The organism is Acinetobacter corruptisaponis, from assembly GCF_030053775.1.
Classification (GTDB): domain Bacteria; phylum Pseudomonadota; class Gammaproteobacteria; order Pseudomonadales; family Moraxellaceae; genus Acinetobacter; species Acinetobacter corruptisaponis.
The window spans coordinates 3,186,474-3,199,368 of record NZ_CP125669.1 but is presented as its reverse complement, the minus strand read 5'-3'; the positions used below and the strand labels follow the sequence as shown (position 1 = coordinate 3,199,368).

The following is a 12,895-nucleotide window of genomic DNA, read 5'->3' as shown; positions in this document are numbered from 1 at the left end:
AGTCATTTTAATGTACAGTCGCAGCATGAATCTGATAACGCTCAAGCAAGCGATCTAAATATTGATAGGTCTCTGAATCCAATTGCTGCATATAGGCATCCAGAATTTTCTGGCATTGCTGCTGTTTCTCAATGGGCATACGACGCACGATGTCAAAGGTGACTTCCCATTGCGAACGCAACAAAGATGCATAGGCAATATGATGTAACACCTCTTCATCAATTTGGGCAATCGCGCTTGCAACTGCCTGTCTGGCCTCATCCTGCATATAGTTGACCACCACCAGCATATCTGTCCATAAGTCACAACGATCCGCTGCGGCAACAATACTCTGGATAATCTCAACCTGTCGCAAGGCAGGTAAATTGGCAACATAATGCTGAGCCTGTTCAGATAAACAGGCCACGACAGGCAGCATATCCTCCCACAACTGATCTTCCTGTGCAGCCTGAATGATGGCATTGATTACGTTCTCACCCTGTTGAACCGCAAGATCACCCAACTCCTGTTTGAGACCATAACCAATATGGCTCATCAAGGCCAATAATTTTGGCCAGACCAATCGCTGACCTGGATCAGTAATAATCAATAAAGCCTGCTCAATACGCTGTTTCGGCAACACATGAACCAGATGATCAATCTGTTCTCTGGACTCAATATAAAAGGCAATTTCCAGTAGGTCACTTTCCTGTTCAACAATCTGCGCGACATCCTGCACCACCTCATCAGACAACATGCTGACAAATCGCCCCATCGTCACAAAGTCACGTTGTTGCAACAGCACTTGGGCAATATCCATAATCTGATGCGTGGTGAAGTAAGCCAATAATTCCCTTGCCAATCGTGGGTCTAAATAAACTGAAATGGCGGCCAGTGTTTTGGCAGATAAATGTTTGGCGATGCGATATAAATTTTCAGTGGATAAATGAATTGCGATTTGCGCCACGATGAAAGGGTCTAAAAAACGCTTGACCATCAAAACCGTAAGCCAACTCGGTAGCCAGTTCACCCATCTGGCCAAATATCGAAAGCGTGGCTTTTGCTGATCCTGTAATAACTCAATGATCGCAAAACGAAACTGCCTAAGACTTTCTGGTGCCAGTGTCTGCAAGAATGCCAGTTGTTGTTCTGAGACATTTAGGATATGGGCAAGCTTGATAATTTCTGCATGCACAGCGAGTCGGGTCATCATATCCCCCTTTATTTGTTATTTTTAAAAAATAAACGCAAAAAGAATGGCATTTGAAACAAGCTTTGATTGATTCTTCGATTTTCCTGTTGAATGGTTTGTTGTAACTGTTGATTTAATACATTTAAATCCTGTTCAGATAATTGTGAGAAATCTTTAAGGCTCATCACAGGCCGATGTAACTGTTGCGCCAGTTGCTCCAGCTCAGTTTGATTCATCTTCTCCATCAGCAAACTCTTCCACTTTATTGTTGTTTTATCTTTTGAGTGTATGCTCAATTCTAAAGTATTACCAGTTCAACTCATCAACAGAAAAATGCCAATCAGGTTTCAGCTACTTTTTTCATTTTGATAGAACGATTGATTCTATAAAAAGTTGTCTTTTTCACACAAAATTTGGCTATAATCAGGGCACATCGCTTCAGGGCGGGGTGAAATTCCCCACCGGTGGTAAGTTAGACATTTTTTACTGAATGATCTAACCAGCCCACGAGCCTGTATATATTTTTATATACTCGCAGATTTGGTGAGATGCCAAAGCCGACGGTATAGTCCGGATGAAAGAAGACGAAACCACCGAAACACTCTTTTGGGTTGTTTTTGTGCACGCTTATTTTTACATCAGTCCTGAAATGTTCAACCGTAGCCTATTTACGAGAGCGTTTCATTATGTCAAGTTTAATCCAACCCGAACTTTTCTTTTCAGCCCTTTCCCCTGCTGAACACCGTATTCAACAAGCTTTAGAAGATATCCGACACGGCAAACCTGTGTTGGTCATGGATGATTTTGACCGTGAGAATGAAGCTGACCTGATTATTGCCGCTGAAACACTAACAGTCGAAGTCATGGCACAAATGATTCGCGATGGTTCTGGTATCGTTTGCTTATGCTTAACCGAACAACTGGCTGATCATTTAGAGCTTCCACCTATGGTCGTGGATAATTCCAGTCAATTTAAAACAGCTTTTACCGTCACCATTGAAGCAGCGCAAGGCGTGACCACAGGTGTATCAGCTAAAGACCGAGTAACCACTGTTTTAGCCGCGACCAAAGACGGTGCTGTTGCCAGTGACCTCAGCCGTCCAGGTCATGTTTTCCCCTTACGTGCGCGTGATGGCGGTGTACTCACCCGTCGTGGACATACTGAGGGCACTATTGACCTAGCACGTTTGGCAGGTTTAAAACCATCGGGGGTATTGTGTGAATTAACCAATCCAGATGGTTCAATGGCTTCAGGCATTCAGGTTTTGGCTTATGCTCAAACGCATGATTTAACCGTGATTAGTATTGAAGAGTTAGTACAATATCGTTTAAAGCATAATATTTAGTTAAAACATAAAAATGCCTCGAAACATCGAGGCATTTTTATCAGTGACACTTCAAGAAACTTTTCGCTCTGCATTTAATTCAGCCATACATCCAATCAACTCACTAAACTGGGAAATCTGTGTGATGGGTTGTGCTTGGGCGAGTTCCTCTGCCGTTCCATAACCATAATTCACCGCAATGGTGTCAATACCATTGGTACGCGCGCCAATAATGTCATACTGACGATCTCCGACCATGATACATTCAGCAGCATTCAAATTTTCCTGTTCCAGAATATAAGCAATTAAGTCTGCCTTATTGGTACGCTCACCTGTCAACTCACTGCCATACATTTCAGTAAAATATGAATCGAGCTGAAAATGCACAAGGATTTGTTTGGCAAAAATCGTTGGCTTCGCTGTCGCTAGAAATAAAGCATAACCTTGTGCTTGCAATTGCTGTAAAGTCTCGGCAACTGTAGGGTAAACTTCATTTTCAAATAAACCCGTCACCGAAAAACATTCACGATAAGCAAGTAATGCCTGTTCAGCCAAGTCATCATCCTGAGTATTCAATAATTTTGCCAATGACGCTTTCAGCGGTGGTCCAATGGTCCAGTCCAGATCAACTTCATCAGCTAAGGGGTGACCTAGTTTTTCTAAAGCATAACGAATTGAACGATGAATCCCCGCTTTCGGGTCAGTTAATGTTCCATCCAAATCTATCAGAATATTTTTGATCGTCATTCGTTCAATCTCTTACAGCCCTACACAACATCATCGAGAGTTTCTCAAAACTCCCCTATACTAGCCTAAATGACAACATAAAAGGAAATTGCAGTGCGTCCAACCGTACTTTGTTTTTCAGGTTTAGATCCATCAGGCGGTGCTGGTTTACAGGCAGATATTGAAGCGATTGGGCAAAGTGGTGCGCATGCAGCGATTGCCTGTACTGCCCTTACCATTCAAAACTCGCAACAAGTATTTGGTTTTGAAGCCACCTCAAAAGAATTATTGCTGGCACAAGCCAATGCTGTAGTGGGTGATTTACCGATTAAATGTGTTAAATCTGGCATGCTTGGTACAACGGATAATATTGCTGCTCTGGTTAAGTTTTTACGTGAACACCCTGACTATTTATATGTGCTGGATCCTGTACTTGTCGCCAATAGTGGTGGCTCATTGGGTGATCAGGCAACATTGGTCAAAGCCTTTGTTGAGTTAATCCCTTTGGCAACAGTGATCACGCCCAATACAGTTGAGTTAAGGGCTTTAACTGGCCTGAATGATATTGAACAAGCCACGCAAAAACTATTTGAGATGGGCGCAAAAGCGGTCTTAGTGAAAGGTGGACATGAAGATACGCCTGATCATATCCGTAACGTGCTCTATGCTGATGGTAAAATGATTGCGGAAAGTACTTGTCCTCGTTTAGAGGGTCAATATCATGGTTCAGGTTGTTCTTTGGCGAGCTTTATTGCAGGTCGTTTGGCTTTGGGAGATTCCCTTAAAATTGCAGTTCAACATGCAGAAACATGGTTATTTGGTGTTTTGAAAAATGCGGAATCGCCTGTAGTGAATGGTCAAAAGATTCCGAAGCGGTTTTAAGCTATTTTCAAATTGATAAATCGTCTAGAATTTATTAAATAAAAAAGGCGCCTATGCGCCTTTTTTACAATTCACAAATTACTGCGGAATACGCAACACCTGACCAGGAAAAATGTCATCGGCATTTTTTAACAACGGTCGGTTTGCCTCAAAAATTTTGTTGTACTGGTTTGGATCACCATAATATTCTTTTGAAATCTTAGATAAGTTATCTCCTGATTTCACTGTATAGAATTTGCTTTCAGGTTCAGGTGCTTCAACTGTCATCTGGTCATCAACTTGTGCCACATGGTCAACATTTCCAACTGCAAGTACAATCTTTTCTTTATCAGCCTGACTTTTGACTTGCCCTTTAATTGTTGCCAGATCAGTTGTACCGTTATAGGTAACGGATAAACCCTCAACACCCAAACCTAGACTTTTAATTAAACCTAATAACTTATTTGCAACTTCTTGAGCTGAGGGTTCAGCTGGCGTTGCTGGAGCAGCTTGTGGCTCTGCTGGTGCCGTATTTTTCTTACCAATACCTTTAACAAAATCAAAAAGACCCATTTGTTATTTCCTCTATAGTTATTTAATGATGCTTAGCCAGAATCGACCTACTTATTAGTTATACAGAAAAAATAAATGACTCGAGTTTCAATTTAACGAGGTCTTGTAACTATATGTATATTCATTAGAATCAGGTTAAATATGTTTATTCATTTCTCTACATACACAAAAAAGCCACCTTACGATGGCTTTCGATCAACTTAAGGCATGATGCAATTTAGGCATTTTCTCCCACAATATTCGCCATATAATCAATTGCGGATTGGACTGTGATAATTTTCTCTGCCGCTTCATATGGAATTTGAATACCAAACTCACTTTCAAGAGCCATAATGAGTTCAACCACCCCCAATGAATCGGCCCCTAAATCCTCTGTAAAAGTTGCATGAGGCTTAACCTCCTGCTCATCTACACTAAATTGCTCAATGATGATTTGTTTAATACGTTTTGCTATATCCATAAAATTTCCCTTTATTTTTTATGATTTAATTCGTTATTTTAAATCGAATAAATTTTATACACTCAAATCGTTATTTTTCATATCCAGAGTTTATTTTTTCTTGTAAAAATATGTATATGTTCTCTCCAGCGAAAAGTTAAGCCCATAAAAAAGCCACCTTGCGGTGGCTTTCGATCATGCAGGATGATTAACCAAGTTTCTTGGTTACATAATCAATTGCAGATTGAACTGTTGTAATTTCATTTGAATCTTCATCTGGAATGGTGATGTCAAAATCATTTTCAAAAGACATTACAAGTTCAACCAAATCCAAAGAGTCAGCACCTAAATCATCCATGAAAGATGCTTCATTCTTGATCTCTTCAGCACGCATACCTAATTGTTCAGCTACAGCTTGTTTGATGCGTTGTTCGATATCGCTCACAGGAATTCTCCTCATTGCTTGTGGCGTTTTAATTTGCCACTAGTTTAATTGAATATAAAAATTTTTAAAAGTTTATACATCACCACTTAGGCCATGTATAAACCACCATTTACGTGTAAAACTGTACCAGTAATGTAACTAGCCTTATCGCTGGCAAGGAAACTCACTGCATTCGCAATATCTTGTGGTTCACCCAGACGATTTAAAGCTACTTGATCACTCATCTTTTTACGAACATCTTCGCTTAACTGATCAGTCATTTCTGTTGCAATAAAACCAGGTGCCACACTGTTGACCGTAATCTGGCGGCTGCCCATCTCCTTGGCTAGGCTACGGCTGAATGCCTCAATGCCTGCTTTCGCTGCGGAGTAATTGGCCTGTCCTGGATTGGCAAAATGTGCAACCACTGAACTGATGTTGATAATGCGTCCAAAACGTGCCTTGGTCATGCCCTTGAGTACCCGCTTGGATAAACGGTAAACAGCTTTCAGATGAATATTAAGAATGTCATCCCAGTCATCTTCAGACATGCGAAGCAACAAGTTGTCCTTGGTGATTCCAGCATTATTGACCAATACAAGAACCGCACCATGTTTTTGCTCGATGTCTGAAACCAGCGCATCAATGGCCTCACCGTTACGGACATCAAGCACAGCGCCTGTTCCGTTTTCAGCAAAGCTTTCTGTCAGTTTTTGTGCGCCTGATTCAGAGGTCGCAGTTCCAACCACAAAAAAACCGTCTTGAATGAGTTGCTGTGCAATTGCTGCGCCAATTCCTCGGCTTGCTCCTGTCACCAACGCAACCTTTCGTTGTTGTGTCATGCAATTTTTCCTTCTGCCACCAAGACCGCGCTTAGGGCATCTTCCATACGTGCTTTGCTATCAATTGCAAATGCTTTTTCTATGTTCGGTAATCGCTTGGCAAGATTGCTGAGCACCGTACCTGGTCCACATTCAACCACATACTGAATACCCTGATCCTGTAGATATTGCATGGTACGTGTCCATTGCACCGACTGGTACAACTGAGCAGTGAGCGCCTGACGTAACTGGGCAACATCCGTTGCGATTTCCGCGTTGACATTTTGTATTACAGGAATGCGGGGTAGCTCAATGGCAGTTTGTTCCAAAGCTTCAGCAAACTGTTCAGCAGCAGGTTTCATGAGGGAACAATGAGATGGGACAGATACAGGCAGGGCTATCGCCTTACCAGACTGCTCTTTTGCCTCAGCCATGACTTGCTGAACCAATGCCGTGCTACCCGCAATGACCACCTGCCCCTGCGCATTATAATTGGCGGCATCAACTGAACCCTGACCAGCGGCAGACGCATTTTTACAAAGCTCAATCACTTTCTCATCGGCCAAGCCTAAAATTGCCGCCATTGCCCCCTCACCTTGAGGAACTGCATTCTGCATCAATTTACCGCGTAAATTGACCAGTTTCACCGCATCGGCAAGGGTCATGGCTTCTGCCGCAACCAGTGCGCTATATTCTCCTAAAGAATGGCCAGCAAGGAATTTTGGTGCAACACCACCCAGTTCCAGCCAGACACGCCATAAGGCAATGCTGGCCGTGAGTAATACAGGCTGGGTATTCTCAGTCTGATCCAGCCCCTCACCACTTTGTGCAATCTGCCAAAGGTCAAAGTCAACTGCTTCTGAAGCTTCTGTGAATGTATCTTTAACGACACTAAACTGCTCTGCGAGTTCAGCCAGCATACCCACTTTTTGTGAGCCCTGACCTGGAAAAACAAATGCTGTTTTTGTTGCTTGAGCTACCTGCCCAAGTCGTTTAATCGACATATAAAAATCCTTAAAATGGTCTATTGCCAGTTTGATCCATACCCACGATATTACATGAGAATGGCAACAGACTCTTTCCCGATGCGGCAATTTACCATTGATTAAATCGTTTTTTAATTGCGAAAAACAACAAAAAAGGGAGCTTTCGCTCCCATTTTTTCTATACTTTAAGCTAACGCTTAATGCATATGACTCAATTATTCAGCATCAGCTGCTTTAGCGAATAATTGACGACCACGGTAAATACCGTCTTTAGTCACATGGTGACGACGATGAGTTTCACCAGTAGTTTGGTCTACAGATAATGCATTCTCGGTTAAAGCGTCATGTGAACGGCGCATGTCACGGCGAGAGCGACTTTTACGGTTTTGCTGAACGGCCATGATGGCTCCTTACAAAGATCGAAAAAATGGATCAGAACAAATTCAGTTGTCTTAACTCAACATGATAACACAATTTGTGTTATGAGTTAAGTTTGCCTTTCAAACTTGCCAAAACATCAAACGGATTGTCCCGTTTTTCTTCAACAACTTCCTGAACGGCAGGTTGATGCTTATGCTCACAGGCATCATGCTTGGGAGACAAAGGCATCAACAATAACAATTCATCTTCTAGCAATGCGAGCAAGTCAATGGAAGCAGGCGTATCAAAATCACCTTTTTTCGAAGACTCACTTTCACCTAAGACGATGAAATCAGCATCCTCATCCAATCGCTCTATCAGTGACTCATCATCAACCAAGGCTAAATGAAAATCTGAAACCAGTTCAATTTCAACAGGCCCCAAACAACGTTGGCACTCCATTGGAACTTTGGCGTCAATATGTCCATCCAGCCATACAATACGATGATAGGCATCCATTGATAGCTTACAGTCTATGTTGATCAATTGATCATCAATTGAACCAACAGCTTCTCGAGCAATACGAGCAAAGCGAGACAACGGCAGTGTTCCTGACCATGTATAGCCCTGTTCAGCCCATTTAAATGGCTCGATTTGGCTTGGAAAAGTGTTTGCTGACATAATTAAGGCGGCAATTCTACAAATTCATCGGTACTCTGTCAAAGATTAAGATACAATTTTGCACTTCTTTAGACAGAACTTGGGGTAAGTTAAGCAATGCACCTGTTGCAGCCGCAACCTGAAGTAACAACTTCATTACTTGTTGGAACCCATTCAACCCTTTCGCCTGTGTTATCACCAGATCAAGTGCAACGCTCATCCTGGCAAAACTTAACAACAGAACCAGAGCAGGTTGATTGGCTTATTTTACACTTTAATCACTGGTTTTCCCACCATAATGTCACCTTGGTTAAAGGTGATTTTGAACCAGAATATTTCCCAGCCACCGCTGAACAGCCTGCACGAATCCAGTTTGCCCATGGTTTCTTTAACAGTGCCCTGCATGAAATTAGCCACTGGTCTATTTCTGGTGAGAAGCGACGTATTTTACCTGATCTGGGATATTGGTATGCACCCGATGGCCGCAGCGCCGAGCAACAGGCTTTATTTGAACAGGTTGAAATCAAGCCACAGGCCATTGAATGGTTATTTGCAACCGCTTTTGGTCGGAAATTCCGTGTGTCTCTGGATAACTTGACAGGTGATGGTGGCAATGGGCAAAAGTTTAAAGACAATGTTTTTGCCCAAGTACAGCGTTATTTTTCGGGTGAAGCAAAGCTACCTCGTGATGCAGCACATTTCATTCATTATATCTGCCTATGCACACGTCAAGGCATGCCGTTACAACTCGATGAATTTAAACGTGAATACCTTGATTAAATGACAAAATTACCACATCCAGACCTTGCGCCCCAGTAAAATTACGTTTCATAATTAATTCAGCCACTTAGATTAGGGAGCTACAAAATGTTGCATTTACATATTCATCCTGAAAATCCACAGGCTCGCTTAATCAATCAGGCGGTTGAACGTATTCGCGCAGGCGATGTTGTGGTCTATCCAACCGATGCAGCTTATGCAATTGGCTGTCAGATTGGAAACAAGAATGCGATGGAGCGGATTGCCCAGATTCGTGGCCTGGGTCCAAAGCATCAATATGCGATTATGTGCTGTGACTTATCCGACATTGCGACCTATGCCAAAGTGGACAATGCCATGTATCGGCTGTTAAAAAATAATACCCCTGCTGTCACCACCTTTATTTTGCCTGCAACCAGTGAGGTGCCAAAGCGTTTAATGCATCCGAAGAAAAAAACCATTGGTTTACGCATTCCAAGCAATCCGATTGCTCAGGCATTATTAAAAGAACTGGGTGAACCTTTATTGACCAGTACCCTGATTTTACCTGATCAGGCAGACCCGTTGGATGATCCATTTGATATTGAAAACCAGTTGGGTAAACGGATTGATGTATTTGTGGATGGTGGTTTTGGCACCTTATCCACCACCAGTATTGTGGATTTATCGGGAGAAAATCCTGTCGTTGTACGTCGTGGTGTCGGTGATGTCAGTGCTTTTGAGTAAACCAGAACACGTCACTTAGTGAAGCGATGCAGCCCGCTCACTTGAAGAACCTTGAACCGCTGGAGCAGCGCTTGGCACACGAGTCACTTCTCTAGGTTCTTCAATGATTTCACCCTGTTTTGCAGTCCGAATTTTATCAAAATTAGGACAGGCTGAAATTCTTTGCTGAAAAGAAAATATTTCCTTTCCAAATTTATCCTTGGTTATTAAATAAAAAGTGACTTTATCTTGCTCCAATACATTTAACATCGCCAAACGTGGCTTAATCTCCATCGCTGTCAATCCATTCAATTGACTACACCAAGCCTTTTGGAATGTTTGTTTATTTAACAATTCAGGAATAGCCACGGCATTAACTAAAAAGTTTTGATAAATACGAATATTGGGATATTGATTTAAAAGATCAATTTGCAAACCTGGTGGCTGCCTAGATGCAATTTCCTTTTTTGTATCATCAGACCAAGTTGTTTTTAAATATTCTCTAGCCTGTTTTTCATATTTATAAGACTGATATTTGGGATAGATGACTTGCCAAAATATCATCAATATCGCAATAACGATCATTACATTTTTCATGTCAATTCAGATTCCTAACCCTGTAATTCTCAATATTTCAGTCTGAGAAAATCCTAAGACACACTTTGTTTAAGTAGTTGAAATTCAGGACATTGTGTAAGCACCTGTTTATGTTCCATTAAAACCTTACCAAAACGAGCTTTTACGATATAGGTCATGGCAACATTATCTTCTTCTATAACATTTACAATAGCTTTTGCCTTATCTTTATCCTCTTTTTCAGGAAGCCTCGAAAAAACCTGGCAAGCTATTCTCTGGCTATTTTCCATAAGTTTAGTCTTAATTATCGCTTCTGCCTGTGCTGGAAGCTCTTGAGTAAAATCAACGTAAAAAAACAGGTTAGGATATTGATTGAGAATATCAGCCTTAATAGGTAAGTCTTTCATGGCATCTTTCATTTCTGGTGTATATGAAAAGTTTTTTAGACCATTTCGTGCTGTCTCCTCAAATTCATGCTGCCAGTATTTTTCTGTTCCATAGAATAATCCACCAATAATCAGAAGCCCCACCACAACAAATTTAACATTCATATTTTTCCCCATATTTTCATTATTTAGTCTATAAATACATAAAATAGAATATAGCGTTATTATTTATAAATATTTATAAAATTCAATAAAATAATAATTCCAATAGTAAAATAAACTCTTTTTCCGATAAAAGGTTCAAAAACAATAAATTGATGAAAATATAAGATGATTTACAAATTTTTATTTAGAAAACTTTATCAAACCTTATTGAGCTTGAAGTCAACTTATATTGATACGCTGAGTTGAATGTATTGACGAATCAATAATTTTTCTTATGCTAGTGTCAAAAACAAAAATGACATATATGTATGAAAAACGGTGACACGCAGCAACACATTGCAACATTAGAACAGATCATTCAATTTGGTGTGGGCCAAGACCGTACTGATGGCAGTCTTGATATTTTTATTGATAAATTGTCAGGGAAATTACCACTTGGTGCAGATGCGCCCACTTTCGAATCCCGAAAACGTATTATCTGCCTTGGGTTACGTTCTAAAATTGCCCAGTTCTCAACGATTACATTTTTATGCGGTTTTCTTACCCTTATCTCTGCATTAATGGCATGGGCACTGATTCCTGATTTAACCCTGTTCAGCTATGCCCTCATCAGTTTAATGTATGCTTGGGGTTGTATTACAGCCTATCGCCAGTCTAAAAACTATTATCAAATTTTGAATGCAATAAAAATACTGCAACAAACTCAACCTGATCCAGCAGTATTCCACCCTGTGATTGATCAATATGCTTTAGATGCCCAATTTTTTAAATCTCGACAACAAACCCGCATAATTGCCTGTGTGATTGTTCTTATTTCGAGTGGATGTCTATTTAGTATTTATCAGAATCCGCCTAAGGCATTATTTCAAATTAGTTTTATATTGCCTTTCATGCTGATGTTAGGGATTGGTTTATTATTTCATCCTATTTCCAGAAAAGAGAGTTTGTATCTTTATGGAACAGCACAGTTACCCTGGAAGCATTTTCCAGTTTTTCTTAAACTGTGCTGCATTTTGGGTGGAATTCTTTCAATGACAATGATGATAAGCTATGAATTTTTATCCTAGCCTAGAGGTCAATTCAGATAACCGCTGTTTCTGAACACCCCGCTGATCAAAATTTTCTGGACTTAACCATTGTTGATAAGCATGCGCTAATTCTGGCCATTCATCATCAATCATCGAGAACCATACCGTATTACGATTTCGTCCTTTAATAATGCGGTCCTGACGAAACAATCCCTCGTATTGAAAACCAAACCGTAAAGCCGCTGTCTTTGATGGTTCATTACAATCATCACACTTCCATTCAACACGTCTAAAACCATTGTTAAGACATTGTTGTAACAATAAAAAGATGGTTTCTGTGGCTACCCTGGATTGCTTCATCTTATGCGAAAAGTACACATTGCCAATTTCAACCGCACCATGTGCAAGTCTGGGATTTAACAAGGCAACCCAACCCTGTACCTCTCCAGCAACCTCAATCAAAAAGTGGCTGGAATCCTTGAAGCCAAATAAATTTTGTAATGAATCTTTTAGGCTTTGCTGGCTCTGTGGTGCGGAATAAGGCAAATAGGTCCAGCATCGTTCATCAGGTTCAGTTGATACCGCTTCCCATAACTGCCCTGCCGCCTGATCTGTTATGCCATGAGCCACATCGACCAGCCTGACATATCGTCTCGATATATCACCCTGAACAGTAAAAGCAGTCACATTTTCCTCAAGTGAAGAACCAGTCATTTGCCCAAACTGATTCTGTTGTGTTTTTAAATAATTTCTCATTGGCTGTTATCGTTTAATTAAAGTCTTTTTGGAAACCCATTTAAACATAGGTTTAGCTCTGTTCAATGTGGAATTGCATCACAATAAAAAATACCCTGAGAACTTTAAGGTTTTTGTAAGTGAGTAATTTATTAAATTTGCTATTTCGATTAGAATAGCCAAGCTCTTGGTAGC

General features: G+C 40.8%; 18 protein-coding genes and 1 riboswitch. Of the genes, 5 read left to right on the top strand and 13 right to left on the bottom strand.

Features of this window, described 5'->3' with window-relative positions; translation table 11 throughout:
• Positions 1-7: 7 nt before the first annotated feature.
• Positions 8-1,189, bottom strand: a complete 1,182-nt coding sequence (locus tag QLH32_RS15195; RefSeq protein WP_283266885.1) for a hypothetical protein — start codon at positions 1,187-1,189, stop codon at positions 8-10.
• Positions 1,190-1,200: 11 nt separating this feature from the next.
• Positions 1,201-1,416 carry a hypothetical protein gene (locus tag QLH32_RS15190; RefSeq protein ID WP_267980175.1) on the bottom strand — a complete coding sequence of 72 codons (216 nt, stop codon included), beginning with the start codon at positions 1,414-1,416 and terminating at the stop codon, positions 1,201-1,203.
• 186 nt (positions 1,417-1,602) lie between these two features.
• Positions 1,603-1,761, top strand: a riboswitch (FMN riboswitch).
• Positions 1,762-1,857: 96 nt separating this feature from the next.
• Between QLH32_RS15190 and ribB the strand changes: the two genes are divergently transcribed.
• The gene (ribB, locus tag QLH32_RS15185) at positions 1,858-2,517 is read left to right on the top strand and encodes a 3,4-dihydroxy-2-butanone-4-phosphate synthase (RefSeq protein ID WP_283266884.1); all 660 of its coding nucleotides are present in this window, start codon (positions 1,858-1,860) and stop codon (positions 2,515-2,517) included.
• 51 nt (positions 2,518-2,568) lie between these two features.
• Here ribB and QLH32_RS15180 read toward each other — a convergent pair whose 3' ends face one another.
• A complete protein-coding gene (locus tag QLH32_RS15180) occupies positions 2,569-3,243 on the bottom strand; it encodes an HAD-IA family hydrolase (RefSeq protein ID WP_283266883.1) in 675 nt (224 codons plus the stop codon).
• 93 nt (positions 3,244-3,336) lie between these two features.
• Here QLH32_RS15180 and QLH32_RS15175 point away from each other — a divergent pair, with 93 nt between their 5' ends.
• Positions 3,337-4,104: a hydroxymethylpyrimidine/phosphomethylpyrimidine kinase gene (locus tag QLH32_RS15175; protein ID WP_283266882.1), complete on the top strand. Its 768-nt coding sequence runs from the start codon at positions 3,337-3,339 to the stop codon at positions 4,102-4,104.
• Between the two features lie 78 nt (positions 4,105-4,182).
• Here QLH32_RS15175 and lysM read toward each other — a convergent pair whose 3' ends face one another.
• From lysM to QLH32_RS15140, 7 genes are all read right to left on the bottom strand, one after another.
• A complete protein-coding gene (gene lysM, locus QLH32_RS15170) occupies positions 4,183-4,656 on the bottom strand; it encodes a peptidoglycan-binding protein LysM (RefSeq protein ID WP_283266881.1) in 474 nt (157 codons plus the stop codon).
• Positions 4,657-4,873: 217 nt separating this feature from the next.
• The gene (acpP, locus tag QLH32_RS15165) at positions 4,874-5,116 is read right to left on the bottom strand and encodes an acyl carrier protein (protein WP_279959463.1); all 243 of its coding nucleotides are present in this window, start codon (positions 5,114-5,116) and stop codon (positions 4,874-4,876) included.
• 187 nt (positions 5,117-5,303) lie between these two features.
• A complete protein-coding gene (acpP, locus tag QLH32_RS15160) occupies positions 5,304-5,540 on the bottom strand; it encodes an acyl carrier protein (protein WP_004655272.1) in 237 nt (78 codons plus the stop codon).
• A gap of 86 nt (positions 5,541-5,626) precedes the next feature.
• Positions 5,627-6,361, bottom strand: coding sequence for a 3-oxoacyl-ACP reductase FabG (gene fabG / locus QLH32_RS15155; protein ID WP_267980169.1), 735 nt, complete (start codon positions 6,359-6,361; stop codon positions 5,627-5,629).
• The gene (gene fabD, locus QLH32_RS15150) at positions 6,358-7,344 is read right to left on the bottom strand and encodes an ACP S-malonyltransferase (protein WP_283266880.1); all 987 of its coding nucleotides are present in this window, start codon (positions 7,342-7,344) and stop codon (positions 6,358-6,360) included. The genes fabG and fabD overlap by 4 nt, the downstream gene beginning before the upstream one ends.
• A 197-nt stretch (positions 7,345-7,541) precedes the next feature.
• Positions 7,542-7,727 carry a 50S ribosomal protein L32 gene (gene rpmF / locus QLH32_RS15145; RefSeq protein ID WP_004638135.1) on the bottom strand — a complete coding sequence of 62 codons (186 nt, stop codon included), beginning with the start codon at positions 7,725-7,727 and terminating at the stop codon, positions 7,542-7,544.
• Positions 7,728-7,806: 79 nt separating this feature from the next.
• Positions 7,807-8,367, bottom strand: a complete 561-nt coding sequence (locus QLH32_RS15140; protein WP_283266879.1) for a YceD family protein — start codon at positions 8,365-8,367, stop codon at positions 7,807-7,809.
• Between the two features lie 96 nt (positions 8,368-8,463).
• On the opposite strand from QLH32_RS15140, the gene QLH32_RS15135 reads away from it, so the two are divergent.
• Positions 8,464-9,126 carry an elongation factor P hydroxylase gene (locus tag QLH32_RS15135; RefSeq protein WP_283266877.1) on the top strand — a complete coding sequence of 221 codons (663 nt, stop codon included), beginning with the start codon at positions 8,464-8,466 and terminating at the stop codon, positions 9,124-9,126.
• 87 nt (positions 9,127-9,213) lie between these two features.
• Positions 9,214-9,831, top strand: a complete 618-nt coding sequence (locus QLH32_RS15130) for an L-threonylcarbamoyladenylate synthase (protein ID WP_283266876.1) — start codon at positions 9,214-9,216, stop codon at positions 9,829-9,831.
• 15 nt (positions 9,832-9,846) lie between these two features.
• Here QLH32_RS15130 and QLH32_RS15125 read toward each other — a convergent pair whose 3' ends face one another.
• Together QLH32_RS15125 and QLH32_RS15120 are read right to left on the bottom strand one after the other, a co-directional pair.
• Positions 9,847-10,407, bottom strand: a complete 561-nt coding sequence (locus QLH32_RS15125) for a hypothetical protein (RefSeq protein WP_283266875.1) — start codon at positions 10,405-10,407, stop codon at positions 9,847-9,849.
• A gap of 53 nt (positions 10,408-10,460) precedes the next feature.
• Positions 10,461-10,937 carry a hypothetical protein gene (locus QLH32_RS15120; RefSeq protein WP_283266874.1) on the bottom strand — a complete coding sequence of 159 codons (477 nt, stop codon included), beginning with the start codon at positions 10,935-10,937 and terminating at the stop codon, positions 10,461-10,463.
• Positions 10,938-11,245: 308 nt separating this feature from the next.
• Between QLH32_RS15120 and QLH32_RS15115 the strand changes: the two genes are divergently transcribed.
• A complete protein-coding gene (locus QLH32_RS15115) occupies positions 11,246-12,004 on the top strand; it encodes a hypothetical protein (RefSeq protein ID WP_283266873.1) in 759 nt (252 codons plus the stop codon).
• Here the strand turns inward: QLH32_RS15115 and QLH32_RS15110 are convergent.
• Positions 11,996-12,721, bottom strand: coding sequence for a GNAT family N-acetyltransferase (locus QLH32_RS15110; RefSeq protein ID WP_283266871.1), 726 nt, complete (start codon positions 12,719-12,721; stop codon positions 11,996-11,998). The genes QLH32_RS15115 and QLH32_RS15110 overlap by 9 nt on opposite strands.
• Positions 12,722-12,895: the final 174 nt, after the last annotated feature.

Coding starts and splice junctions, on each gene's coding strand:
- QLH32_RS15140 (WP_283266879.1), bottom strand. CDS start 8,367: ATGTCAGCAAACACTTTTCCAAGCCAAATCGAGCCATTTAAATGGGCT.
- rpmF (WP_004638135.1), bottom strand. CDS start 7,727: ATGGCCGTTCAGCAAAACCGTAAAAGTCGCTCTCGCCGTGACATGCGC.
- QLH32_RS15190 (WP_267980175.1), bottom strand. CDS start 1,416: ATGGAGAAGATGAATCAAACTGAGCTGGAGCAACTGGCGCAACAGTTA.
- QLH32_RS15115 (WP_283266873.1), top strand. CDS start 11,246: ATGAAAAACGGTGACACGCAGCAACACATTGCAACATTAGAACAGATC.
- fabG (WP_267980169.1), bottom strand. CDS start 6,361: ATGACACAACAACGAAAGGTTGCGTTGGTGACAGGAGCAAGCCGAGGA.
- QLH32_RS15120 (WP_283266874.1), bottom strand. CDS start 10,937: ATGAATGTTAAATTTGTTGTGGTGGGGCTTCTGATTATTGGTGGATTA.
- QLH32_RS15195 (WP_283266885.1), bottom strand. CDS start 1,189: ATGACCCGACTCGCTGTGCATGCAGAAATTATCAAGCTTGCCCATATC.
- fabD (WP_283266880.1), bottom strand. CDS start 7,344: ATGTCGATTAAACGACTTGGGCAGGTAGCTCAAGCAACAAAAACAGCA.
- ribB (WP_283266884.1), top strand. CDS start 1,858: ATGTCAAGTTTAATCCAACCCGAACTTTTCTTTTCAGCCCTTTCCCCT.
- QLH32_RS15180 (WP_283266883.1), bottom strand. CDS start 3,243: ATGACGATCAAAAATATTCTGATAGATTTGGATGGAACATTAACTGAC.
- QLH32_RS15125 (WP_283266875.1), bottom strand. CDS start 10,407: ATGAAAAATGTAATGATCGTTATTGCGATATTGATGATATTTTGGCAA.
- acpP (WP_279959463.1), bottom strand. CDS start 5,116: ATGGATATAGCAAAACGTATTAAACAAATCATCATTGAGCAATTTAGT.
- QLH32_RS15110 (WP_283266871.1), bottom strand. CDS start 12,721: ATGAGAAATTATTTAAAAACACAACAGAATCAGTTTGGGCAAATGACT.
- QLH32_RS15135 (WP_283266877.1), top strand. CDS start 8,464: ATGCACCTGTTGCAGCCGCAACCTGAAGTAACAACTTCATTACTTGTT.
- lysM (WP_283266881.1), bottom strand. CDS start 4,656: ATGGGTCTTTTTGATTTTGTTAAAGGTATTGGTAAGAAAAATACGGCA.
- QLH32_RS15130 (WP_283266876.1), top strand. CDS start 9,214: ATGTTGCATTTACATATTCATCCTGAAAATCCACAGGCTCGCTTAATC.